Origin of the sequence: Bacillus sp. bc15 (assembly GCF_900142585.1) — a bacterium.
In the GTDB taxonomy this organism is placed as follows: Bacteria; Bacillota; Bacilli; order Bacillales; family Bacillaceae_G; genus Bacillus_A; species Bacillus_A cereus.
The window spans coordinates 296,697-316,251 of the sequence record NZ_FRBJ01000004.1; the positions used below are offsets into that span (position 1 = coordinate 296,697).

The window sequence follows — 19,555 nt, forward strand, 5'->3', positions numbered from 1 at the left end:
AAATGGAACATAAAACTTTATCAATAGGTTTCATTGGTATTGGCGTAATGGGAAAAAGTATGGTTTATCACTTAATGCAAGATGGTCATAAAGTATATGTATATAATAGAACGAAAGCAAAAACAGATTCTTTAGTGCAAGATGGTGCACAATGGTGTGATACGCCAAAAGAGTTAGTGAAGCAAGTTGATATTGTAATGACAATGGTTGGATATCCACATGATGTAGAAGAAGTGTATTTTGGTATAGAAGGAATTATAGAACATGCAAAAGAAGGTACGATAGCAATTGACTTTACGACATCTACACCTACTTTAGCAAAACGTATTAATGAAGTTGCAAAAAGCAAAAATATATATACGTTAGATGCACCTGTCTCAGGAGGAGATGTTGGTGCGAAAGAAGCAAAACTCGCAATTATGGTAGGTGGAGAGAAAGAAATATATGATAGATGCTTACCTTTACTTGAAAAGTTAGGAACAAACATTCAATTACAAGGACCAGCTGGGAGTGGACAACATACAAAAATGTGCAATCAAATTGCGATTGCTTCCAATATGATTGGAGTATGTGAGGCTGTTGCTTACGCGAAGAAGGCTGGATTGAATCCAGATAAAGTGTTAGAGAGTATTTCAACAGGGGCAGCAGGTAGTTGGTCATTAAGTAATTTAGCTCCTCGAATGTTAAAAGGAGACTTTGAGCCAGGATTTTATGTAAAGCATTTTATGAAAGATATGAAAATTGCTTTAGAGGAAGCAGAGAAATTACAATTACCAGTCCCAGGCTTAAGTTTGGCGAAAGAATTGTATGAAGAGTTAATTAAGGATGGCGAAGAAAATAGTGGAACACAAGTATTATATAAAAAATATATAAGGGGGTAAACGAGGTGGACCTTCAAAAGTTTGATGAGATGATTGATACTGTACAGCGAGCTACTTGTATGCAAATTAATGAAAAACAAAAAGAAGCTTTTAAACAAAAATATGATTTTGAACCAGACTTTGAATATGGAAGAGATGAGAAGGGGCATTATGTAATTCGAACCTCTAAAAAGATGTTAGAAGAAATGGAGTTTTATTTGGCATTGAAATATGATCGTGATGGAGTGGATCTTTATATGCAAGCTGAGATTGACGGTATATTTCATGTATCTGTTAGCTATGGTGAAGATGCCCTACATCTACAAGAATTGTTTCAATTTCTAGAAGAAAATAAATAAAAGTCCTCATTTGAGGACTTTTATTTATTTAGTCATTATAAGTTAGAAGCGCGGCGACATCGTTCAACCGGGAATGGGATAATTTGTGCGATGTGATTAGGACCAAATTGTTTTGTACGAGCATGGCGTATTATATAAAAAGCACACAGAATTGAAACAGGAATAGCGCCGAATAAACCAAATAATAAAGCGCTTACACAAGATGCGACAAATCCTAAAACACCAATTTCTAACTCTTCCATAATAGCTCCTAAAATAACAGGAAATGCTCCACATGTAACTCCAAGTATAAGTGCGATAAGTAAGCTCATGATTATCCCCCTCTGTTTGCGATATTATTTTCCTTCTTAGTTAATTGTAGTATATCACATTTAAAACAGAATTTTCAGAAAGATTTCAATAAATGTTCAATAAATGTTCAAAAAATACACTTGAAAAATCAAGGCGTTAAATTTGTGATGAAATGGTACTTTTGAGTAAATAAAAAATCAGGCTTATTTCAAAAGTGAAATAAGCCTGTTCCATAGGAGGATGTATATATGTAGAGTGAATAAAAGTTTGGAAAAGGGGATCCAAGTCCTTTTATTCAACTAACTACCTTAATAGATTGGAACCCAGCCTTCAGTTGTTACAAAAATACGAATAGCTACAACTTGACGATCATCTTGCAAGGTAAAATAATGTCTTGCATTTTCTGGAACAGATATTAGATCGCCTGGCTCAAGTTCAACATCAAAGAATTTCCCATCTTTGCCTTCAATAGCGAAAATGCCATGACCACTGACGATAAAGCGGACTTCGTCGTCTGTATGATGATGTTCTTTTTGGAAATTAATTAATAATTCGTCAAGGTTAGGTGTGCTATTTGAAAGTGAAATTACATCATGTGCTTTATAACCTCGACGTGCTGAAACATCAGCGATTTCTTTTGAAAAAACAGCTAATATTTCAGCTTTGTTTTCATCTGTTAAAGAATAATTTTCATTTAAATGAGTAGGAAGTTTAGAAATATTCCATTTCTCATATAAAACGCCTTCCTCTTGTAGAAATTTAGATACTTCCACTTCATTTTCAATACGAGTATTTACTTCATGAATACGAATTTGCGCCATTAGAAACGCCTCCTTGAATTGATAATAGTTTTATATGAAATTGGAATAAAAACTCATAAGCTTCTAATCTCTTCTTTGCATCAAAGCTATCTCGGCCCCATACGGTAATACCGTGGTTACGGATTAATACCGCTCCCGAATCACCTTGTATATGCTTTCGGAAGTTTTCTCCAAGCGTTGGGATATTGGCATGGTTTTCGATAATAGGAATGTGAATTGTTGCCCCTTCTTCCCAAATATCGAGAGCTTTAATAATTTCTTGATTTTGAAGGGTAACTGCATCACTATATAAATTTGTGATGACATTATTATCAGTTGTATGAACATGAAGTACGCACCCGGCATTCGTATTGTTATAAATATGTGTATGCAATATTGTTTCTGCTGAAGGGCGTAATTCAGTCTCTAAAACGGGAACTCCTACATGATCTACTAATAGAAAATCATCTGGAGTGGTTTTTGTTTTATCTTTACCGCTTGCTGTAATGAGAAAAGTAAGTGGCTCATGACTAACTTTTATAGAAATATTACCACTTGTTGCTGGGAACCAATTTCGAGTTGTTAATTCTTTTTTTATCTCGCTTAAGTCATACCATTGACGAAAAAGTTGTTTCATGATTTCACCTCCAACAAATGTTTTAATTCATTTTGAATATCATGGAATGTTTCAAACGGTGTATAAGCAATATAATTCTCTTCACACTTTGTAATAAGGAAGTCACGAGCAAATACTTTATCTGCTTGTTTCGCAGCTTGTAAATCAGTAATTGAATCTCCAATCACAATATGGAAGTCATTCGTATCACTCAATTTACGGATGAGTGATGATTTACATAATCCGCAATGATTTTGACAATGATGATCACAAGGATGAGGCCAATTCACCGTAATGTATTCATTTGAAAAATCTGTTTCATTACAGTAAATTTGCTCTTTTGGAATGAGTCCTTGTAAGAGTGGATAGACGAAGAAATCCATTCCACCTGATATAACGTAAAAAGAAATGTTATTTTCATTTACAAATTGTATAAATTCATGAAAACCATTACGAATTTCAGCAGTTTCTATTAAAAATTGAATAATTTCATCGTGCAGATGAGTAGGTATTAATCGAAATAATTGAGAAACACCTTCTTGAATAGATAGCTCTTGTGATAAAATTCTATTCTTTACTTCTTCAGCTTCTGGTGGTGCGAATTTTTCCATAATGGACATAATGTTATCATTATTTGTAATCGTGCCATCGAAATCACAAAATACTTGAATACTCATAATTTCACCTCATGAGAGGGATTTCCCCATATTTGTAGTGCACTATGCAAATTTATGTCATCTACTTCATGGAGTGGTTTATTTTGCAAAGTAGCATCAATTGCAGTACGGAAAGCTTTACCACCGCCTTGCGCTCCATTTGGATGTCCATGTATCCCGCCGCCAGCATTAATAACAACATCTTTACCAAAATCTCGTACAATAAAGGGAACGAAACCAGGGTGAATACCAGCAGATGGAACAGAAAAGCTCTTCTTGAAAAATGCATCGTCTTCAGTTAAATATTTTGAGATAGCAAGAGCTTCCTCTTTTTCTAGCGCAACACTTCCGTATGGAGATGGGAATAATGAAAAGTCAGCCCCAGCATAGCGTAGTAGCTTTCCGAGTAATAATGGAGATGAAATTCCATATAACTTAGATGCTGAATAAGCACCACTTACAGCAGGGTGTGCCATAATAGGAACTGGGATTTCATCATCTTCTGCAAGTGATTGCAGTACATCTAGTCCGTAAGCAAATACGTTAAATAATAGAATATCAGCTCCAGCTTGCACTGCACGTTTCGCATTTTCTTTTAAATCAAAAGTTCGTCCTGTTAAATTTACGGCATATAACGTTTTATGTCCGTATGTTTCATATACAGATTGTAAAACTTCTTTTCCAGATACAATGCGTTTCGTAAGTGGTGTTAATGCATTTTCAAATAATATTTCATCATCTTTTACTATATCTACACCACCACTTGCTTGATCACGTAATTGCGTTTTTAAATACCCAATATTTCGTCCAATCATTCCTTTAAAAATACTCATTAAAAGGGGACGATCATGCACTTGTAAAAGGTTTCGAATCCCATCTATCCCGAATTTTGGACCAGGAAAATGTTCTTTCAATTCTTCTGAAAAAGTTAAGTCAATTAATTTTACTTCGCCATCAAGGGATAGCTTTCCAAATGTAGTCGTTAAAATTGCTGGTAAATCTGGACTGAAGTTTAATAACGGATATTCGATTTTAATAATTCCGCGTTCTACTTTTTTACGTAAATACGAATTCGTATGTTCATGTTCAGCTAATTCCTCAATATGAATGACGTTGCCTTTATGTTGCTTTAATTGTTCTTGCAATAATTGTGGCAAATGAGTCCAAGAGCCAATTGTTAAACCAAGAGCAATTTGCTCAGCCTTTTTTTCTAAGTTATGTGAATCATCATGGATTAAATACGTCGCTATAATTCCGCTCATTGTTATAACCTCCTAGTTAAATAAAAAAACCTCTCAGCTAAGGAGAGGTTTTTTTACAACCAGCTCCTTATCTGTCAGCATAATGCTGCGAGAATTAGCACCGTGTCTACGATTGTAGATCGGTTGCCGGGTTTCGTCGGGCTCGTCCCTCCACCTGCTCTTGATAAGAAGTATTTAGAAATGTTTAAATTTTTAAGATAACTGAATTTTGTCAGATATTTTTCATGTTGTCAATTACTTTTTGAAAAAATTTAATTTATCAATTCGATTAATGGCTTCTCGTAATCTATCTTCTGTATGCAAGAGACCAACACGGACATACCCTTCGCCATGTTCACCAAATCCAACACCAGGAGCAACTGCAACGTGTGCTTTTTCTAGTAAAATATCAGAAAATTGCTCGGATGTATAACCTTCTGGTACAGGAAGCCATGCAAAGAATGATCCGGTTGGAATGTCTACATTCCAACCAATTGAGTGACAAGCTGAAATAAGAGCGTTTCTCCGAGATTCGTAACTATTTACAAGATCTACTACACAAGACTGTGAACTTAATAGTGCTTCGCGAGCAGCATCTTGAATTGCACCAAAAATACTAACATACATATGATCTTGCAATAGGTTAATGGTTTCGATGACACTTTCATTTCCAACTGCAAAAGCAATACGCCAGCCAGCCATATTGAAAGTTTTTGATAACGTGTAAATTTCAATTCCTATATCTTTCGAACCATCTGCTTGCAAGAAACTAACAGGTTTTTGACCATCAAATCCGATAGCACCGTAAGCGAAATCGTGAACAACTAATATATTATGTTTATTAGCAAAATGAATGGTTGTATCAAAAAAATCTTTTGATGCAGTAGCACCTGTAGGGTTATTTGGATAGTTTAAAAACATTAACTTTGCCCGTTCAGCGATAGAGTCGTCAATTTTTTTATAATCCGGTAAAAAATGATTTTCTGCAATAAGCGGCATGGTTTCAAAGTGTGCCTTTGCTAAGGCAACCCCAGATAAATAATCTGGATAGCCTGGATCCGGAACGAGAATTGTATCACCAGGATTTGTAAAACAAATTGGTAATTCTACTAGTCCAGCCTTCCCACCAAACAAAATAGCAACTTCAGTTTTTGGGTTTAATTCGACGCCGTATTCACGTTTATAGAATGTAGTCACGGCTTCCTTTAAGCTTTCATGTCCGCGAAATGGCGGATATTTATGATGAATGGTCTTTTCGGCAGCATCTTGTAAAGCTTTTACGATATGCTGCGGTGTTGGTTGATCTGGATTACCTTGACCTAGATTAATAACATCGTGACCAGCTGCAACGACTTTGTTAACTTTTGCAACAAGTGAAGCGAAAAATTGTGTTGGCAATGATGTTACTATCTCAGAAGGTTGAAATAATTTCATACTTTCCACCTCTTTTGAAAGTTGTTACAATTCTAGTGACAAATGATATAATCTTTCCAGTATTTTGTAAAGAAAAAAATAAGAATGGGGCTGAAAAAATGAAAGTCGCATGTATTCAAATGGATATTGTTTTTGGAGATGTAGAAAAAAATATTGAGAATGCTAAAAATAAAATAAGCGAAGCTATGAAGGAAAGGCCAGATGTTATCGTCTTACCAGAACTATGGACAACAGGATATGATTTAACGAGACTTTCTGAAATTGCAGATAGGGATGGAGTGGAAACGAAAGAAAAGTTAATAGAATGGGCGAAGCAATATGATGTGCATATTGTTGGTGGTTCTATAGCAAAGCAAACAGAGCAAGGCGTTACAAATACGATGTATGTTGTAAATAATGAAGGACAGCTAGTCAACGAATATAGTAAAGTACATTTATTTCAGCTTATGGATGAACATAAATATTTAATAGCCGGTAATGGTACGGGCGAATTTAAGCTGGATGATGTTGAATGCGCTGGAACAATTTGTTATGATATTCGTTTTCCAGAGTGGATGCGTGTCCATACTGCTAAAGGGGCAAAAGTATTATTTGTTGTAGCTGAATGGCCATTAGTTCGTTTAGCACATTGGCGTTTGCTATTGCAAGCAAGAGCAGTTGAAAATCAGTGTTATGTTGTTGCATGTAATAGAGCGGGAAAGGATCCAAATAATGTATTTGCGGGTCATTCTTTAATTGTGGACCCTTGGGGTGAAGTTGTAGTAGAGGCGAATGAAGAGGAATCAATTTTATTTGGAGAGCTTGAATTCGAGAAAATTAAAGAAGTACGTAAAGGAATTCCAGTTTTTGCGGATCGCCGTCCAGAATTATACAAATAAAATGTTGACAAGTGATTTTTATTCTTGGTATAGTCTTCAACATAAAGTTAAAAATTCAAAAAATTATACAACTCTTATCAAGAGCAGGTGGAGGGATTTGGCCCGATGAAGCCCAGCAACCGACCGTAATACCATTGTGAAATGGGGCGTTTATTACGCCAAAAGGCACGGTGCTAATTCCAGCAGAAAGTAAAACTTTCTGGCAGATAAGAGGGGAGAAGATAAACTTCAAACCTCTTTCTTAGTGGAAAGAGGTTTTTCTATGTTAGAAAAACCTCTGAATTTAAAAAGGGGGAGAAGACGATGGGATATTATTCATTAACAGAAATAACAGCTGTACAATATGCGAAAGATCATGGCTATTTTGAAGCAAAGGCAAATGTCGTTTGTCATGAAATTGGAGACGGAAACTTAAATTACGTGTTCAAATTAGATGATGGAGAGAAATCAATTATAATAAAACAAGCACTGCCTTATGCGAAAGTAGTTGGTGAAAGCTGGCCATTGTCTATAAAAAGAGCAACGATTGAAAGCAAGGCATTACAAATTTTTGCGCAGTATGTACCGGATTATGTTCCAGTAGTGTACAGTCATGATGAAGAGTTAGCGATAACGGTAATAGAAGACTTATCAAGACTAACAATTACAAGAAAAGGATTAATAGACGGAGAAGAATATCCGCTTTTATCCCAGCATATCGGCCGTTTTCTAGCACATGTTTTATTTTACACTTCAGATTTTGGTTTACAGTCAGAAGAGAAGAGGGTACTAGAAGGTACCTTTGTAAATCCGGACCTTTGTAAAATTACAGAGGAATTAGTGTTTACAGATCCGTTTGGACATTATGATACAAATGATTATGAGCCAGATTTACAGCTAGTGGTTGATGAACTTTGGAGTGATAAAACTTTAAAACTAAAAGTAGCACAATATAAATATAAGTTCTTAACAAGAAAAGAAACTCTTATTCATGGTGATTTACATACTGGTAGTATTTTTTCGTCACCTTCTGAAACGAAAGTGATTGATCCAGAATTTGCGACATATGGCCCATTTGGATTTGACATAGGTCAATTTATTGCAAATCTATTACTAAATGCTTTATCTAGAGAAGAAGAAAAAAGAAGTGTACTATTTTTCCATATAGAAAAGACGTGGAGTTATTTTGTAGAAAATTTTACAAAATTATGGATTGGAGAAGGTGTAGAAGCATATACGAAAGAAAAACAATGGTTACCAATTATTTTGCAAAATATCTTTACTGATGCAGTTGGATTTGCCGGATGTGAACTGATTCGTAGAACAATTGGTTTAGCTCATGTAGCAGATTTAGATGAAATAGAAAATAAAGAAACAAGAATTCAAGCTAAGAAACAAGCGCTATCCTTAGGTAAAGAACTAATAAAATATGAATCTAAAAGTGCTGATATTCAACTGTTTCGAACATTATTTCAACAGACAGTTTCAGGGGGCGTAAAAGCGTGAGTACAATTGTTACTGTTCCGAGATCTGTAAGCTGGAAAGGTGATGCAATTGCGGTATTAAATCAAACGAAATTGCCGCATAGCACAGAATACAAAACATTGACGACTATTGAAGAGGTTTGGAAAAGTATCGTAATGTTAGAAGTACGAGGAGCGCCTGCAATTGGAATTGTAGCTGCATTTGGCTTGGCGCTTGCATCAAAAAAATATAACACTGTACATATTGAAGAATTTCAAAAGAAGTTTAATAGAGATTGTAATTATTTAGGAACGTCACGCCCGACAGCAGTAAATTTATTTTGGGCAATTGATCGTATGAGAGAATCTATTCGAGAGATTACTACAATAAAAGAAGCACAAAAAACATTAGAAGAAGAAGCGCTTCGCATTCAGCAGGAAGATGAAGAGGTGTGCCGAAATATTGGGGAATATGCGTTAACATGTTTTAAAGATGGCGATAATATTTTAACAATCTGTAACGCTGGAAGTATCGCAACTGCCAGATATGGAACTGCATTAGCTCCCTTTTATATTGGAAAAGAGAAAGGTGTGCGTCTACATGTATATGCGTGTGAAACGAGACCAGTTTTACAAGGTGGTCGCTTAACGACCTGGGAATTGAAGCAAGCAAATATTGATGTGACCCTTATTACAGATAATACTGCAGCTCATGCTATTCAAACGAAAGAAATAAATGCAATTATTGTAGGGGCGGATCGAATTGTCGCAAATGGAGATACGGCAAATAAAATAGGGACAATGAATTTAGCTATTTTGGCAAAGCACTTTGATATCCCATTTTATGTTGCTGCGCCACTGTCAACATTTGATGTTACGAAAGAAACTGGAGCCGAAATAATTATTGAAGAAAGAGATGAAACAGAAGTTACGAAAATCTTTGGAAAACAAGTAGCACCAATTGGAACGAATGTTTATAACCCTGCATTTGACGTAACACCGAACGAATTAATTACAGGAATTATTACTGAGAAAGGTATTATAAGCGGGGATTATAAACGAGAAATTGTATCATTATTTGAAAAACAGGCTAATACATAATAGCTTGTTTTTTTATGCCTAAATGCATTGTTTTCTCTTACTTATATAATGAAAGGAGGAGAAGAGGATGGAAGAGTGGATCAAGATGATAGGTAATGTAGGGTTTCCAATTGTTGTAACATTATATTTACTCCACCGTATTGAAAGTAAATTAGAGGGGGTAATTGTTGCAATTGAGAAGCTCCCGCGGCAATTACTAATGTACGAAGATCCTCGCAATAAAAAATAAAGTTTGCTCTTCTTGAGCAAACTTTATTTTTTATTGAGCAGTATAGCCACCATCGATAACGACAGCTTGACCAGTAATACCTTTAGCTTTTTCACTCGCTAAAAACATAGCATAATCAGCGATTTCTTGTACTTGTAATAAGCGCTTTTGTGGGACGAGTGGATAAATAACATCTTCTAAAACATTTTCAAGTGGTACATTTCGTGTAGTAGCTAAGTCTTGTAGTTGATTACGTACAAGAGGGGTATCGACATAACCAGGGCAAAGGGCATTAACAGTAATACCATGCGTAGCACCTTCTAAAGCGGCAACTTTTGTTAATCCAATTACGCCATGTTTTGCACTATTGTAGGCAGCTTTTCCAGCAAACCCGACAAGGCCGTTAATAGAAGCGACATTAATAATACGACCATATTTTTGTTGTTTCATAATCGGAAAGGCATGCTTAATTGCGATAAACGGAGCAATTTGCATAATTTGAATTAGTAGCTCAAACTTTTCCGTTGGAAAGTCTTCAATGGGTGAAACGTGTTGCATTCCTGCGTTGTTAATTAATATATCTAATGAACCGAAATGACTAACTGTTTGAGAAATTGATGCTGTAATTTCCTCTTCAGATGTAACGTCACATTTTAAACTGATAGCTTGAAAACCTTCACTTTGTAATTGCTCAGCAGCTTCTTTCGCACGTTCTTCAAGACGATCAGTAATCACAACTTTTGCACCTTCTTTTGCAAAAGCACTTCCCATTTCATATCCAATACCACTCGCAGCACCTGTTAAAAAGACAACTCGATTTGTAACCATGATGAAAAACATCCCTTCATAATAAAGTTTTCATAGTGCTCTATTTAGAGAGGTTATAATGAAAATCCTGCAAACATTTGGAAAAAATATCGTTAGCTATCTTGTTTTGCAAAATAGTCTTTGCTATACTATTTTGTAAAGTAAGATACTTACGTTTATCTATCTTGTAAAACAAGATAGTAGGAGGATTTGAATTATGTCGACAAGTCAAATGCTGAAAGGGATCTTAGAAGGATGCTTACTTGCTATTATTTCTGAAGGCGAAATATACGGTTATGAAATGAGTGAGAAGCTAGCAAAGTATGGTTTTACAATGGCGAGTGAGGGAAGTATTTATCCGTTATTAATACGAATGCAAAAAGAAGGACTAATAACAAGCGTAATGAAGGAATCTCCATCTGGTCCAAAGAGAAAATATTACACATTAACAGAAAAAGGCGAGGAAGCACTTGATGAATTTATGGATCGCTGGGAAGCGATGCAAAGTAGTGTAGAACGTCTACTTGAAGGGAAGGGAAGGAGAAAATAATGTTATCAAGTGAAGCACGCAAGTTTTTGTTAGATATGAGATTATTTTTGACGGCAAAGAGTGTGAAAGAAAGTGATATTGAAAACTTTTTAGAAGACGCAGAACTTCATTTAATAGAAGGTGAGAGTGAGGGGAAGAGTGTAGAAGATATTTTCGGAAGCTCACCGAAAGAATATGCAAATGAACTTGTAAAAGTGATGGAAAGAGATAGACAGGAAACGTGGAAGCAAATTGGTTTTACAGTAATGAATATCGTATCTTTTTGGATTATTGCTTCTATCTTAATAGTGAATAATGGAATGTTACAGATTTCACTTATTCAGTGTATCGGTTACAGTTTTTCATTGATTTTAGTTGTTATAGGTCCTAATTTTCTACTTCGCAAAATGACCTTCGTCACAAGCTTTACAAAAACATGGTTTTCCATGTGGTCTTTAGTTATGATTGCTCCATTGTTTTTATTAGGAGCTGTTACGATATTAGATGTGATATATCCTACAAAAATGCTCACATTCACCGAAGTCCAAAGTTATATAGTAGCTGGTGGGATTTTTATGATAACAGTAGCTATAAATATATATTTTGAAGGATGGTTTAAAAACTTATATTTAATCATTCCGCTTTCTATTATGTTAATGTTTAAAACATTTACATCTGAAGATCTCATGCCAATGTTATTTCAAATTATATGTTTATACGGAAGTTTGTTTATTTTAATTTTCCTTGAAATTATGATGAAGACGAATAGAAGAGAAATGGTTAAATAAGGGAGGGGTTATAATGAATGTTTCTAAAGAAGGAGAAAAGTTTTTAATTGATACGAAAGTATATTTAATAACAAAAGGGATTAAAGAAGAAGAGGTGGACGCCTTTCTAGAAGATGCAGAGCTTCATTTAATAGAAGGTGAAAAAAAGGGGAAGACGGTAAGGGACATATTTGGTGACTCACCAAAAGAGTATGCGGAAGAATTAGCGAAAGAGATGGAGAAGGATAAAAGCGGGAGTATAAAGACTATTTTAGGAATGATAATTGGAATAGGAGGATATTGGTTACTTACAAATATTTTATTTGGAAATCCGAATCAACAATTTACGTTAACGAATGTACAGTTAATCGGTTATCCTATCGTTTTAATCATTACGACTATTGGAACGATTGTTGCGTTTAGAATGTCTTCTTTTAAAAGTAAATTAGTAGAGTTTGGAATTATTTATGTAGTAGTGATGATACCTATTTTATTATTAGTGTTATTAATATTTATGAATAAATGGTATGGGACACCAATTTTACAATTGTCGACAATACAGACATATATATTAGCAGTAACTATATTTTTATTACTTCTTATTGGTGAAGTATATGTTCTTGGTTGGATGGGTGTTGTGGTACTAATTGTTCCTCTTGCGATTATGTTCGTATTTAAAGACTTAGAAGAAAGAAATGTATTTTGGGGAATTGCAAAGATCTTACTTATGTATGGAAGTATATATGGATTAATGAGATGGTCTTTAAAAATTGAAGAAAGAAAAATTGGGAACTAGAAATTCAATAAAAAGCGGCTGCTCTGGATATGCAAAAAATTATTTCCAAAGAAATATTATATAGGGATTTTTAGAGGGATTACATTTACATTTAGTTGTCTATTTTTATTTCTAGCAGCCGGAATTTGGTTTGTTGATTGGAACAAGTTGTTTTAAACAGTAACATGAGGGTTACTGTTTTTTTCTTTGTAGTAAAGAGCTTTGTAAAGAGAGCGCTTTTTGTTCTGTTGTTAATAAGGAATGAATATGAACGTTTTCTGGACGAGGGACTATCGGATACATAAGATTTGTTGGAGAAGGGTGGTGCTCCGAGCCGGTTGGAGAATGAGGATCTGCATGAGTAAGTTTTCCATGAATACGTCTTGTAAATAAAATATGACCGATTTCGTGAGCGAGCGTATATATATTTTTCATAGGGGCAGCCGAATTTGTTAAAACGATATAGCCAGTAAGTTGCTGTTGTTTTGCTAAAGAATAAGCGCAGGCAATTACTGCTGTTTCTTTGAAATAATCACTGCCAATATAACAAATATAAAGGTCGCATTCAGGAGCTTCATTTACACATGTTTGGAAAAAGGATGCCAACTTTTCTTGACTTTGAATGGAATTTTTATAACTGATTTCACGGTCAAAAAAACGGAAAAGTTCATTTAATACAATTACTTCTTGAATTTGAAATGTAATGGGGTGCCAAATTGATTCTGCAACAGCTAAATCTTTTGCGATGCGGTCATCAGAAATATCGGCACCGGGAGTAATACAAATACATATATTGACGTATGGATCCATAAGGAACACCTCAAATGAAAAAAGTTCTTCCTATAATATATGTGGGAAAAAGATGTCATGTATGGATAAACGCCTTCTTTATTGAATATATAGATGACAAGTCGAAAAAATTTCATAGTTCTATAACATTGTGTGGTCGTCTTTTTGATATAGTAAAGGAAAGGGGGAGAATATATGTATACATTAAAAATCGTTTCAGACAGAGAAGCACTTTATCAATTTGCGAGTTATGTAAGAGTTGTACAAGGGGTTGAAGATGTATATGTAGAGGTGGGAGAACCTTTATATGAACATCCTTTAATGAAGTTTTATGTACATATTAAGCTGAAAGAAACATATGAGCAGCATAAAGCGTTACAGGAAATAGCAAGATTAGTAGAATTGGGTCGTTTTACATATGTCCATTATCGTAATGATGAAATTGAGGAAGCTTTTGAAGCTGTAAAATATGAAAGTTTTAAGAAATAAAGATGAAAAAACGGAGGCGAAAGCTTCCTTTTTTTCTTTAAAATTACATGAACAAAAAGAGAGAAATTTTGTTATGATAAGGGAGGTTAGGGAAAGGGGAATTTACATATGGGGTATATTGAAGAGTTACGAAAAGTCGTTGGTACAAGACCGCTTATTCTCGTAGGATCAGCAATCATTATATTAAATGATAAACAAGAAGTATTGCTTCAATATCGTTCAGATACATATGATTGGGGTGTACCTGGCGGGGCGATGGAACTGGGTGAAACGACAGAAGAAACGGCACGTAGAGAGTTATTTGAGGAAACGGGGTTAACTGCAAAAATAATGCAATTTCTTGGTGTTCTATCAGGAAAAGAAGTATATTTCCGTTATCCGAATGGCGATGAAATTTTCAATGTCATTCATCTGTATCAGGCACATCATGTGAGCGGGGAATTAAAGCTCGATCATGAAGGGTTGAAACTTCAATATTTTCCAGTAGATAAGTTGCCAAAATTGAATGAAACGACAGAGAAAATTTTGCAAAAGTTTTTATATGCACTGACAGAATAGAAGGTTAATTCCTTCTATTTTTATTATATTAAATATTTTGATTTTTTAGTATGTTTATAGTATGATAGTTATAGATATACATCTTATGGAATTTCACCTAAAAACTTACTAGGGTACATAAGAGAGGGGCAAGTACAAAATGCATAATGTTGTTATTACAGCTGCAGTTCGTTCGCCAATTGGAACTTTTGGAGGAGCGCTAAAAAATGTAACGCCAGTAGAATTAGCTGTTCCTGTACTTCAGGAAGCTGTAAAACGAGGCGGGGTAGAACCACATGAAGTTGATGAAGTAATTTTAGGTCATTGTATTCAAAGAACTGATGAAGCAAATACAGCGAGAACAGCTGCATTAGCGGCAGGATTTCCTGACACAGTTACGGGATATACAATCCAACGTCAATGTTCTTCAGGTATGCAAGCAATTATGTCAGCTGCAATGCAAATCCAATTAGGTGTAAGTGATGTTGTTGTTGCAGGTGGAGTAGAAGCGATGAGTTCGAGCCCTTATGCATTGAAACAGCACCGCTGGGGACAACGTCTACAGCACGGAGAAATTCGTGATACGGTGTGGGAAGTGTTAGAAGATCCGATTCACCATATTATGATGGGTGAAACAGCGGAAAATTTAGTTGAACAATATGAAATTACAAGAGAGGAACAAGATGAAGTTGCTCTTCGCAGTCATACATTGGCACTGAAGGCAATCGAGTCTGGACACTTTGACGATCAAATTGTTCCTATTACAATAAAAGAACGTAGAAAAGAAGTAGTATTTTCGAAGGATGAGCATCCACGTGCAGATATTACAGCGGAAAAATTAGCAGGGTTAAAACCAGCATTCCGTAAAGATGGGTCTGTAACTGCAGGTAATGCATCTGGCCTGAATGACGGAAGTGCAGTTCTAGTATTAATGAGCGAAGAAAAAGCGAAAGAAAAAGGCTTACAACCGTTAGCTAGAATTGTTGGATATTCAGTAGCTGGAGTAGACCCGAAAATTATGGGTATTGGACCAGCACCAGCAATTCGTAAAGGTTTAGAAAAAGTGGATTGGTCATTAGAAGATGCAGATTTACTTGAAATTAATGAAGCTTTCGCGGCTCAATATTTAGCTGTAGAGAAAGAGTTAGGTTTAGACCGTGAAAAAGTGAACGTAAACGGTAGTGGCGTAGGACTTGGGCATCCAATTGGTTGTACAGGGGCTCGTATTACGGTAAGTTTAATTCACGAATTAAAAAGACGTGGGTTAGAAAAAGGAATTGCCTCTTTATGCGTCGGTGGCGGTATCGGGGTTGCCTTATTTATAGAAGCACTATAAAAAAGAAGCAGCTATTGCTGCTTCTTTTTTTATGACTCAAATAGATGATGGAATAATCGATCGCGATTTTCAAAGAAAAGTTTCGTCGTTTGATAATGCTCAGTTTCTTCTAATGTGGATTCGTGAATCCCTTCTTGTGTTAAAGAATATATAGTGGATTCAGGGTAGGCCATTAAAATAGGAGAATGCGTCGCAATAACAAATTGTGAACCTTGTTCCGCTAGCTCATGCATTCGAATAAGCATGGAAAGTTGTCTCATTGGTGATAAAGCTGCCTCAGGCTCATCTAAAATGTATAAACCTTGTCCTGAAAAACGGTTCATAAATAAGGAAAAGAATGATTCGCCGTGAGATTGTTCGTGTAGTGAAACGCCGCCGTAAGATTTTATAGCATCTATTTCATCAATATAAGAAGCAACGTTATAAAATGATTCAGCGCGAAGAAAGAAACCGTCGTTTGGTGTATTGAAACTTTTGGAAATTCGAAGGTATTCATGTAAAGATGAATGTGAATCGTTAGTGCTAAAGCGGAAATTCTTCGTTCCACCTTCTGCATTAAAGCCTAACGCAATTGCAATTCCTTCAAGTAATGTTGATTTACCCGTTCCATTTTCTCCAATAATGAATGTTACATTTGGATGAAAAACTAGTGATTGTAATGTTCGGATAGCAGGTAAGCAGTAAGGATATGCGGAAAAACTAGGGATATTTTCTTTTTTTAATGTGACATTTTGTAAAAAGGGTACGTCAATCAATATATAAACCTCAATTCATAACGGATTTTGATTCTAAAAAGGCGGCAAATACAAGTGTTAATGACACCTGAATCCCTTCCTTATTTTCTGAATATTTTATGTGGATTATATCATTTAAACTATCATATTCCAATGTGAAAATAAATATTGCATGAAGATCCATTCTCTCGTTATGATATATGGTATTCTATTGAAAATGTGAGAAGGAGTTAAAGTATGCCGTTTACATTTGCACATCCAGCAGCAGTTCTTCCTTTTGCGAAAAAGCATTCTAAACATATTTCAGTAACGGCTCTTATATTAGGTAGTATGGCGCCTGACTTTGAATATTTTTTACACTTTAGACCGTATGGTGTAATTGGGCATACGTGGCTTGGATTCTTATATTTGAATTTACCACTGGTCTTCTTGTTAGCATACATATATCATTACATTTTAAAAAAGCCTTTTATAACGCATTTACCTAAACCGTTTGCTGGGTATTATACATATGTAGTAGACAAGCGGTGGGAGCTTCATAGATGGAAGAATCTTTTTGTATTTTGTTATTCAGCATTATTCGGTATGTTAACGCATGTTGTTTGGGATGCATTCACTCATAAGACAGGCTATTTTGTTATGAAAATACCATTATTACAAAGAGAATGGTACGGTATCTCTGTTTATAAATATATGCAACATGGAAGTACATGTATTGGTTTTCTATTATTAGTATACGTTTTATGGAAGTATAGAAATGAAATGGGTAAAGATCTTATTTTAGCTTCGGAAAAAAGAAAGTATTGGGTTTCAGTAATTGTTGTAGCAACTATTATATTTATCGTGCACGCGTTCCTAGATCCCTATTTTCATATTTTCCAAATTGGAGGTATAATAGTATCTGGACTGACAAGTTCATTTTGTGGACTTGTCATTGTTTCTATAGTTTACAAAGCCAGGGACTAATTTTATATTCATGAATGATAGCGTTAGGAGAAATGAAATGATGAAAGCATGGAAAAGTATTTTTGTTTTATGTAGTTTTCTTCTTATGTTAAGTGGTTGCTTCCATCAAGAAGAAAAGAAAGCTGAACCGAAGAAGAAAGAATCTATTCCTGAAACAAAAGAATATGGTGGGCGTGAGCTGAAAAAAGTAGGACAAAAAGTGAAAGAAACAGGATGGGGTACTTTCAAGTTAGAGCAGATGCATTCTGTGAATCAAACATTTGAAGTAGCACCAATGAAAATTCACGTACAAGATGTGAAAGTAATTTCTTTATCACAGATGAGTGAAAAGGCAAAAAAAACATTGAAAGTATACACGGCACTAACTCCTGAAGAAGTAAAACGGAGATTAGGGGATAAAGTAAGCCAAGAAGATGCAGAATTATATGCATCGCTAAGTGGAACAGAGATTAGTAATACAATTCGTTACGTTGAGATTACATATAAAGTGGAGAATACCGGAAATAAAAATATGCAATTTTTCTCTATGAATGATGTTATGATTAATGGTAAGCAACATTTTAAAGTAGCCACTCAAAACTTTTTATATGACGAAGATACGTTAGTTGGTACAAAAAATGTATCAAGAGAAGACTATAAGCCTGGTGAAACAAGAGATGGTATTATTGGTTTAATACTTGACGATGGAAAAGACAAGGTAAAGGATATTCAGTTTACAACTGATGATTTACTTGCAGGAGATTCAGAAACACAAGATGTTGTAAAAGAGCCACAAACGTTTAACATCTCACTTTCGGAGTAATGTGTTTTTAAAATAATGTAAGAAAAAACAGTCAGCACTCAAAAGATTATGTTGACTGTTTTTTTATTTCTTTTATGTATGAATCTACATTTTGAAAAGGCACCTTAATTTTAAACGCATCTTTTTGTTCATTAAATTGCTTTTCATTGTAGGGACCGAAACGTTTATTGTGCTTTACGTCAATAATCCAATAATGTTCACTTTTTTTATTTGCAATTGCTGCGTCAGGGTTATTCGGATCTGATTTTTCCTCGGTTTGTTTTGCAATAATGTATTTATCATCCCAAGCAATGTCTGTAATTTTTGCAGGGATGTATTGTGTGGCATATACAGCATCTTGCGAGGGGAAAAGTTCAAATGCATTTCCAGAAGTACGTATGAGTTCGTATTCATCGTTAACCGTATAAGTTAAGTGACCTGTGTTTCCTGCACAACCAGTTAATAGGAAGGCGACGAATAGGATTATCCATTTTTTCAATATGGGAACCTCCTTTATAATGCTATTGTAACAAATTGTACAAGAAAAGTAAGAGAAACGCTAGTTTACAATGTTTTTTAGAAGTGGTACGATGAGACGGGTAAAGAAGGATATGAAGGAGTCGACATAAAATGAAGTTAAAGATGCATCGTCCAGCGCTTGTAATGAATCGCATAGGTGCTTCCCTAATTGACATGTTTTTAATCTCGGTTATGTATGGTGCAGTAGTAGCTGTTATGACCGGAAACTATAGTGCTATGTTTAAGCGCTTTAATATAAGTTTAGGTGATTTTAGATATGATTTCGCAGTAGTTTTTATATTAATGGCGATATATTTTATTGTGTTACCCTTTATTTGGAACGGTGTTACACTTGGAAAAAAGGTAACGAGAATAAAATTAATTTCATTGAAGAGTGAAAAGCTAACGTTGCAAACATTAATTATAAGATTTTTTGTAGTGTTATTACCGAACGTATTGCTATTAGGAATTCCATTAATATGTAACGTATATATGATGTTGTTCCGCAAAGACAATTGCGGTTTTCAGGACTTAATTACAAAGACGAAAATAATAAGTCTTGTATAATAAAATAAAAAAAGACCTTTTTATATATAAAAAGGTCTTTTGGATTTTATAAGTCTATTTTGAATGTTTACAG

At 34.9% G+C, this 19,555-nt stretch carries 25 protein-coding genes, 1 pseudogene and 2 riboswitches; of the genes and pseudogenes, 16 read left to right on the top strand and 10 right to left on the bottom strand.

The genetic code is table 11. The features are described from left to right. The first annotated feature begins 2 nt into the window (after window positions 1–2). Together BUA87_RS17255 and BUA87_RS17260 are read left to right on the top strand one after the other, a co-directional pair. The gene (locus BUA87_RS17255; RefSeq protein WP_000400437.1) at window positions 3–881 is read left to right on the top strand and encodes an NAD(P)-dependent oxidoreductase; all 879 of its coding nucleotides are present in this window, start codon (window positions 3–5) and stop codon (window positions 879–881) included. Between the two features lie 5 nt (window positions 882–886). Continuing rightward, window positions 887–1,219 (top strand): DUF3909 family protein, encoded by a 333-nt coding sequence (locus BUA87_RS17260; protein ID WP_000365617.1) that lies wholly within the window; start codon window positions 887–889, stop codon window positions 1,217–1,219. 35 nt (window positions 1,220–1,254) lie between these two features. Here the strand turns inward: BUA87_RS17260 and BUA87_RS17265 are convergent, their stop codons facing one another. From BUA87_RS17265 to BUA87_RS17290, 6 genes are all read right to left on the bottom strand, one after another. Further along, window positions 1,255–1,530: a hypothetical protein gene (locus BUA87_RS17265; RefSeq protein WP_000054659.1), complete on the bottom strand. Its 276-nt coding sequence runs from the start codon at window positions 1,528–1,530 to the stop codon at window positions 1,255–1,257. A gap of 288 nt (window positions 1,531–1,818) precedes the next feature. Further along, complete coding sequence (locus BUA87_RS17270; RefSeq protein ID WP_000057317.1) at window positions 1,819–2,331, bottom strand: 1,2-dihydroxy-3-keto-5-methylthiopentene dioxygenase; 513 nt, start codon at window positions 2,329–2,331, stop codon at window positions 1,819–1,821. Beyond that, entirely contained in the window at window positions 2,309–2,947 is a 639-nt protein-coding gene (locus BUA87_RS17275; protein ID WP_072940325.1) for a methylthioribulose 1-phosphate dehydratase, read from the bottom strand. The genes BUA87_RS17270 and BUA87_RS17275 overlap by 23 nt, the downstream gene beginning before the upstream one ends. Further along, on the bottom strand, window positions 2,944–3,603 hold the full coding sequence (gene mtnX, locus BUA87_RS17280) for a 2-hydroxy-3-keto-5-methylthiopentenyl-1-phosphate phosphatase (protein WP_000027487.1): 660 nt from the start codon (window positions 3,601–3,603) through the stop codon (window positions 2,944–2,946). Before mtnX ends, BUA87_RS17275 begins: the two co-directional genes overlap by 4 nt. Then, window positions 3,600–4,844, bottom strand: a complete 1,245-nt coding sequence (gene mtnW / locus BUA87_RS17285) for a 2,3-diketo-5-methylthiopentyl-1-phosphate enolase (RefSeq protein ID WP_061659899.1) — start codon at window positions 4,842–4,844, stop codon at window positions 3,600–3,602. The genes mtnX and mtnW overlap by 4 nt, the downstream gene beginning before the upstream one ends. Before the next feature lie 64 nt (window positions 4,845–4,908). Then, window positions 4,909–5,014: riboswitch (SAM riboswitch) on the bottom strand. Between the two features lie 64 nt (window positions 5,015–5,078). Beyond that, entirely contained in the window at window positions 5,079–6,257 is a 1,179-nt protein-coding gene (locus tag BUA87_RS17290; RefSeq protein ID WP_072940328.1) for a pyridoxal phosphate-dependent aminotransferase, read from the bottom strand. Between the two features lie 14 nt (window positions 6,258–6,271). On the opposite strand from BUA87_RS17290, the gene BUA87_RS17295 reads away from it, so the two are divergent. The 4 genes from BUA87_RS17295 (at window position 6,272) to BUA87_RS17310 (ending at window position 9,907) form a co-directional block, all read left to right on the top strand. After that, on the top strand, window positions 6,272–7,135 hold the full coding sequence (locus tag BUA87_RS17295) for a carbon-nitrogen family hydrolase (RefSeq protein ID WP_016512349.1): 864 nt from the start codon (window positions 6,272–6,274) through the stop codon (window positions 7,133–7,135). Window positions 7,136–7,206: 71 nt separating this feature from the next. Next, window positions 7,207–7,348: riboswitch (SAM riboswitch) on the top strand. A gap of 90 nt (window positions 7,349–7,438) precedes the next feature. Beyond that, window positions 7,439–8,620 carry an S-methyl-5-thioribose kinase gene (gene mtnK / locus BUA87_RS17300; protein ID WP_000542679.1) on the top strand — a complete coding sequence of 394 codons (1,182 nt, stop codon included), beginning with the start codon at window positions 7,439–7,441 and terminating at the stop codon, window positions 8,618–8,620. Next, window positions 8,617–9,678, top strand: coding sequence for an S-methyl-5-thioribose-1-phosphate isomerase (gene mtnA / locus BUA87_RS17305; protein WP_072940332.1), 1,062 nt, complete (start codon window positions 8,617–8,619; stop codon window positions 9,676–9,678). Before mtnK ends, mtnA begins: the two co-directional genes overlap by 4 nt. A 67-nt stretch (window positions 9,679–9,745) precedes the next feature. After that, window positions 9,746–9,907: a YvrJ family protein gene (locus BUA87_RS17310; RefSeq protein WP_072940335.1), complete on the top strand. Its 162-nt coding sequence runs from the start codon at window positions 9,746–9,748 to the stop codon at window positions 9,905–9,907. A gap of 30 nt (window positions 9,908–9,937) precedes the next feature. On the opposite strand, the gene BUA87_RS17315 is transcribed toward BUA87_RS17310, so the two are convergent. Further along, the gene (locus tag BUA87_RS17315) at window positions 9,938–10,714 is read right to left on the bottom strand and encodes a 3-hydroxybutyrate dehydrogenase (protein ID WP_072940338.1); all 777 of its coding nucleotides are present in this window, start codon (window positions 10,712–10,714) and stop codon (window positions 9,938–9,940) included. A 196-nt stretch (window positions 10,715–10,910) separates the two neighbouring features. Between BUA87_RS17315 and BUA87_RS17320 the strand changes: the two genes are divergently transcribed. The 4 genes and pseudogenes from BUA87_RS17320 to BUA87_RS17335 form a co-directional block, all read left to right on the top strand. Further along, entirely contained in the window at window positions 10,911–11,243 is a 333-nt protein-coding gene (locus tag BUA87_RS17320) for a PadR family transcriptional regulator (RefSeq protein ID WP_000107977.1), read from the top strand. Further along, on the top strand, window positions 11,243–12,010 hold the full coding sequence (locus tag BUA87_RS17325; RefSeq protein WP_000952892.1) for a DUF1129 domain-containing protein: 768 nt from the start codon (window positions 11,243–11,245) through the stop codon (window positions 12,008–12,010). Before BUA87_RS17320 ends, BUA87_RS17325 begins: the two co-directional genes overlap by 1 nt. A 13-nt stretch (window positions 12,011–12,023) precedes the next feature. Next, a complete protein-coding gene (locus tag BUA87_RS17330) occupies window positions 12,024–12,785 on the top strand; it encodes a DUF1129 domain-containing protein (protein WP_072940341.1) in 762 nt (253 codons plus the stop codon). A 12-nt stretch (window positions 12,786–12,797) separates the two neighbouring features. Next, window positions 12,798–12,941: pseudogene (locus BUA87_RS17335) on the top strand (DNA-binding protein); the annotation flags it as partial. 15 nt (window positions 12,942–12,956) lie between these two features. On the opposite strand, the gene BUA87_RS17340 reads toward BUA87_RS17335, so the two are convergent. Then, entirely contained in the window at window positions 12,957–13,574 is a 618-nt protein-coding gene (locus BUA87_RS17340) for an ImmA/IrrE family metallo-endopeptidase (RefSeq protein WP_000371606.1), read from the bottom strand. 174 nt (window positions 13,575–13,748) lie between these two features. Here BUA87_RS17340 and BUA87_RS17345 point away from each other — a divergent pair, with 174 nt between their 5' ends. The 3 genes from BUA87_RS17345 to BUA87_RS17355 all read left to right on the top strand — a co-directional run bounded on the left by BUA87_RS17345 (window position 13,749) and on the right by BUA87_RS17355 (window position 15,915). Beyond that, window positions 13,749–14,042 (top strand): DUF3928 family protein, encoded by a 294-nt coding sequence (locus BUA87_RS17345; protein ID WP_000288330.1) that lies wholly within the window; start codon window positions 13,749–13,751, stop codon window positions 14,040–14,042. Between the two features lie 108 nt (window positions 14,043–14,150). Next, entirely contained in the window at window positions 14,151–14,600 is a 450-nt protein-coding gene (locus tag BUA87_RS17350) for an NUDIX hydrolase (RefSeq protein ID WP_002005651.1), read from the top strand. Between the two features lie 139 nt (window positions 14,601–14,739). After that, window positions 14,740–15,915 carry an acetyl-CoA C-acetyltransferase gene (locus BUA87_RS17355; protein WP_000552075.1) on the top strand — a complete coding sequence of 392 codons (1,176 nt, stop codon included), beginning with the start codon at window positions 14,740–14,742 and terminating at the stop codon, window positions 15,913–15,915. Between the two features lie 29 nt (window positions 15,916–15,944). Here BUA87_RS17355 and BUA87_RS17360 read toward each other — a convergent pair whose 3' ends face one another. Continuing rightward, a complete protein-coding gene (locus BUA87_RS17360; protein ID WP_000568009.1) occupies window positions 15,945–16,670 on the bottom strand; it encodes an AAA family ATPase in 726 nt (241 codons plus the stop codon). Between the two features lie 216 nt (window positions 16,671–16,886). Here BUA87_RS17360 and BUA87_RS17365 point away from each other — a divergent pair, with 216 nt between their 5' ends. Both BUA87_RS17365 and BUA87_RS17370 read left to right on the top strand, forming a co-directional pair. After that, window positions 16,887–17,615, top strand: coding sequence for a DUF4184 family protein (locus tag BUA87_RS17365; protein WP_061659896.1), 729 nt, complete (start codon window positions 16,887–16,889; stop codon window positions 17,613–17,615). Between the two features lie 37 nt (window positions 17,616–17,652). Beyond that, window positions 17,653–18,417 carry a hypothetical protein gene (locus tag BUA87_RS17370; protein ID WP_000973896.1) on the top strand — a complete coding sequence of 255 codons (765 nt, stop codon included), beginning with the start codon at window positions 17,653–17,655 and terminating at the stop codon, window positions 18,415–18,417. Between the two features lie 46 nt (window positions 18,418–18,463). Here the strand turns inward: BUA87_RS17370 and BUA87_RS17375 are convergent, their stop codons facing one another. After that, window positions 18,464–18,895: a DUF3997 domain-containing protein gene (locus BUA87_RS17375; protein ID WP_000758786.1), complete on the bottom strand. Its 432-nt coding sequence runs from the start codon at window positions 18,893–18,895 to the stop codon at window positions 18,464–18,466. A 131-nt stretch (window positions 18,896–19,026) separates the two neighbouring features. On the opposite strand from BUA87_RS17375, the gene BUA87_RS17380 reads away from it, so the two are divergent. After that, the gene (locus BUA87_RS17380; RefSeq protein WP_000769096.1) at window positions 19,027–19,482 is read left to right on the top strand and encodes an RDD family protein; all 456 of its coding nucleotides are present in this window, start codon (window positions 19,027–19,029) and stop codon (window positions 19,480–19,482) included. Window positions 19,483–19,555: the final 73 nt, after the last annotated feature.

What these genes read in the sequence shown, in the direction of transcription:
- BUA87_RS17370 (WP_000973896.1), top strand. Translation starts at nt 17,653, where the DNA reads ATGATGAAAGCATGGAAAAGTATTTTTGTTTTATGTAGTTTTCTTCTT.
- BUA87_RS17330 (WP_072940341.1), top strand. Translation starts at nt 12,024, where the DNA reads ATGAATGTTTCTAAAGAAGGAGAAAAGTTTTTAATTGATACGAAAGTA.
- BUA87_RS17380 (WP_000769096.1), top strand. Translation starts at nt 19,027, where the DNA reads ATGAAGTTAAAGATGCATCGTCCAGCGCTTGTAATGAATCGCATAGGT.
- BUA87_RS17350 (WP_002005651.1), top strand. Translation starts at nt 14,151, where the DNA reads ATGGGGTATATTGAAGAGTTACGAAAAGTCGTTGGTACAAGACCGCTT.
- BUA87_RS17275 (WP_072940325.1), bottom strand. Translation starts at nt 2,947, where the DNA reads ATGAAACAACTTTTTCGTCAATGGTATGACTTAAGCGAGATAAAAAAA.
- BUA87_RS17290 (WP_072940328.1), bottom strand. Translation starts at nt 6,257, where the DNA reads ATGAAATTATTTCAACCTTCTGAGATAGTAACATCATTGCCAACACAA.
- mtnW (WP_061659899.1), bottom strand. Translation starts at nt 4,844, where the DNA reads ATGAGCGGAATTATAGCGACGTATTTAATCCATGATGATTCACATAAC.
- BUA87_RS17310 (WP_072940335.1), top strand. Translation starts at nt 9,746, where the DNA reads ATGGAAGAGTGGATCAAGATGATAGGTAATGTAGGGTTTCCAATTGTT.
- BUA87_RS17315 (WP_072940338.1), bottom strand. Translation starts at nt 10,714, where the DNA reads ATGGTTACAAATCGAGTTGTCTTTTTAACAGGTGCTGCGAGTGGTATT.
- BUA87_RS17355 (WP_000552075.1), top strand. Translation starts at nt 14,740, where the DNA reads ATGCATAATGTTGTTATTACAGCTGCAGTTCGTTCGCCAATTGGAACT.
- BUA87_RS17255 (WP_000400437.1), top strand. Translation starts at nt 3, where the DNA reads ATGGAACATAAAACTTTATCAATAGGTTTCATTGGTATTGGCGTAATG.
- BUA87_RS17325 (WP_000952892.1), top strand. Translation starts at nt 11,243, where the DNA reads ATGTTATCAAGTGAAGCACGCAAGTTTTTGTTAGATATGAGATTATTT.
- BUA87_RS17320 (WP_000107977.1), top strand. Translation starts at nt 10,911, where the DNA reads ATGTCGACAAGTCAAATGCTGAAAGGGATCTTAGAAGGATGCTTACTT.
- mtnK (WP_000542679.1), top strand. Translation starts at nt 7,439, where the DNA reads ATGGGATATTATTCATTAACAGAAATAACAGCTGTACAATATGCGAAA.
- BUA87_RS17265 (WP_000054659.1), bottom strand. Translation starts at nt 1,530, where the DNA reads ATGAGCTTACTTATCGCACTTATACTTGGAGTTACATGTGGAGCATTT.
- mtnX (WP_000027487.1), bottom strand. Translation starts at nt 3,603, where the DNA reads ATGAGTATTCAAGTATTTTGTGATTTCGATGGCACGATTACAAATAAT.
- BUA87_RS17340 (WP_000371606.1), bottom strand. Translation starts at nt 13,574, where the DNA reads ATGGATCCATACGTCAATATATGTATTTGTATTACTCCCGGTGCCGAT.
- BUA87_RS17345 (WP_000288330.1), top strand. Translation starts at nt 13,749, where the DNA reads ATGTATACATTAAAAATCGTTTCAGACAGAGAAGCACTTTATCAATTT.
- BUA87_RS17270 (WP_000057317.1), bottom strand. Translation starts at nt 2,331, where the DNA reads ATGGCGCAAATTCGTATTCATGAAGTAAATACTCGTATTGAAAATGAA.
- BUA87_RS17365 (WP_061659896.1), top strand. Translation starts at nt 16,887, where the DNA reads ATGCCGTTTACATTTGCACATCCAGCAGCAGTTCTTCCTTTTGCGAAA.